Origin of the sequence: Cellulomonas biazotea (assembly GCF_004306155.1) — a bacterium.
In the GTDB taxonomy this organism is placed as follows: domain Bacteria; phylum Actinomycetota; class Actinomycetes; order Actinomycetales; family Cellulomonadaceae; genus Cellulomonas; species Cellulomonas biazotea.
In genome coordinates this window covers 1-2,264 of the sequence record NZ_BIMR01000401.1, presented here as the reverse complement: position 1 = coordinate 2,264, position 2,264 = coordinate 1, and the positions used below count along the sequence as shown (strand labels likewise).

At 76.9% G+C, this 2,264-nt stretch carries 1 protein-coding gene and 1 pseudogene; one reads left to right on the top strand and one right to left on the bottom strand.

The features are described 5' to 3' along the window. Nucleotides 1-659, bottom strand: a pseudogene (locus tag CBZ_RS19310) (NYN domain-containing protein); the annotation flags it as partial. 105 nt (nt 660-764) lie between these two features. Here CBZ_RS19310 and CBZ_RS19305 point away from each other — a divergent pair. After that, the coding region (locus CBZ_RS19305) for a DEDD exonuclease domain-containing protein (RefSeq protein WP_130783071.1) at nt 765-2,264 on the top strand (1,500 nt) is incomplete at its 3' end.

Here is a 2,264-nt window from a genome sequence, read left to right as displayed (position 1 = left end):
GCCGCCGCCTGCGCGGCCTGCTGGGCGTCACGCCGTGCCTCCTCGGCGCGGCCCTGGGCCGCGGCCGCCTCCTCCGCCAGCCGGCGACCCTCGCTGCGGGCGCGGTCCGCGTCCGAACGCAGACGACGCAGCTCGCGCTGCAGCGCCGTGAGGGCGTCCCGAGCCTCCGCCGCGTCGGCGCGGGCGGCGGCGAGCTCGTCCCGGAGCCGGTCGACCTCCGACCTGCTCCGGTCGAGCCGGTCGGCCAGGCGCGCGGCGTCCTGCGCGGCGACCGCGGGTGCCTCGTCCGGGACGAGCGTGGGCCACGACGTCAGGCCGAGCAGCCACGCGCCCACGGCGGCGGTCGTCGTCGGCGACGGGCCGTCGCCCTCGCCGGTGAGCTCGGAGGCGAGCCCCGGGTTGTCCTGCGCCCACGTGCGCGCGACCCGCGCCCGGAACGCGTCGTCCTGCAGCGCGGTCCACAGCGGACCGGCGCCCGCCGTCGCGCGGCGCCGCGGCGCGAACTGCCGCACCGCGCGCAGCCCCGCCGGCACCTCCGCAGGCTCCAGGCTGCCCAGCACGTCGGCCGCGACCTGCACGAGCGACGACCGCAGCGCGGGCGGGACCTCGGACGGACCCGGGACAGGCCCCGGCACGTCGTCCTCCGCCGCAGCACCCATGCGCCAACCCTAGGTCCCCGCCGGACGACGCCCGCAGGCCCGCCGTCCCGACGCGCCGACGCCGGTGCACGGGTCGTGTCGGACACCGTGGGTACCGTCCGTCGCATGTCGACCGTCCGCCGCCTGCGCCCCGTCTGGGCGGACGCGACCCCGGCCGCCGGGGCGAGGGCCGTGCAGCCCACGCTCGACGACGTCGGCACCCCGCTCGCCGACGTGACGTTCGTCGTCGTCGACCTCGAGACCACGGGCGGCACGCGCGCGGACTGCGCGATCACCGAGATCGGCGCCGTGAAGGTCCGCGGCGGCGAGGTGCTCGGCGAGTTCCAGACGCTCGTCGACCCGGGCGGGCCCGTGCCGCCGTACATCCAGGTGCTCACCGGCATCACGACGTCGATGCTCGTCGGCGCACCGACGATCGAGACGGTCCTGCCGAGCTTCCTCGAGTTCTCCCGCGACACCGTCCTCGTCGCCCACAACGCGCCCTTCGACATCGGCTTCCTCAAGGCCGCCGCCGCCCGCACCGGGCACCCGTGGCCCGGCAACCGGGTGCTCGACACCGTCCGGCTCGCCCGCCGCGCCGTCACCCGGGACGAGGCGCCCAACCACAAGCTGTCGACGCTGGCCGCGCTGTTCGGCGCGTCGGTCACGCCCAACCACCGTGCGCTGTCCGACGCACGCGCGACCGTCGACGTGTTGCACGCGCTCCTCGGCCGGCTCGGACCGCTGGGCGTGACGCACCTCGAGGACCTCGCCACCGCGACCGACCCCGTCCCGGCCGACGTGCGTCGCAAGCGCACGCTCGCCGACGGTCTGCCCGACGCCCCCGGCGTGTACCTGTTCCGCGGCCCGAACGAGGAGGTGCTGTACGTCGGGACGTCGACGACGTCGCTGCGCCAGCGCGTGCGCAGCTACTTCACGTCGGCCGAGAAGCGACGCCGCATGACGGAAATGGTCCGGATCGCGCACCGCGTGGACCCCGTCGTCTGCGCGACGCCCCTGGAGGCTCGCGTGCGGGAGCTGCGGCTCATCGCGGAGCACTCGCCGCGCTACAACCGGCGCTCGCGCTTCCCCGAGCGGATGCCGTGGGTGCGCCTGACGAGCGAGCCGTACCCGCGGCTGTCCGTCGTGCGCGACGTCCGCGACGAGGACGGCGCCGCGTACATCGGCCCGTTCTCCTCGACGACGTCCGCGCAGCTCGCGCTCGACGCGCTGCACGAGTCGTTCCCCGTGCGCCAGTGCACGCGGCGCCTGCCGCTCGTCGCCCCGCCCGGTGCCGGCGCGTGCGTGCTCGCCGAGCTCGGCCGGTGCGGGGCGCCGTGCCTGGGCCGGCAGACCGTCGACGACTACGCGACGGTCGTCGCGCGGGTCCGCGCCGCCATGACGACGGACCCGGACGAGGTCGTCGCTGCCCACGCCGAACGCATCGCGTGGCTCGTGCAGCAGGAGCGCTTCGAGGAGGCCGCGACCGTCCGCGACCGCCTCGGCGCGTTCCTGCGTGGGGCGTCGCGCGCGCAGCGCCTCACGCCGCTGTCCCGCTGCCCCGAGCTCGTCGCCGCGCGGCGCACCGACGACGGCGGGTGGGAGCTCGTCGTCGTGCGCCACGGC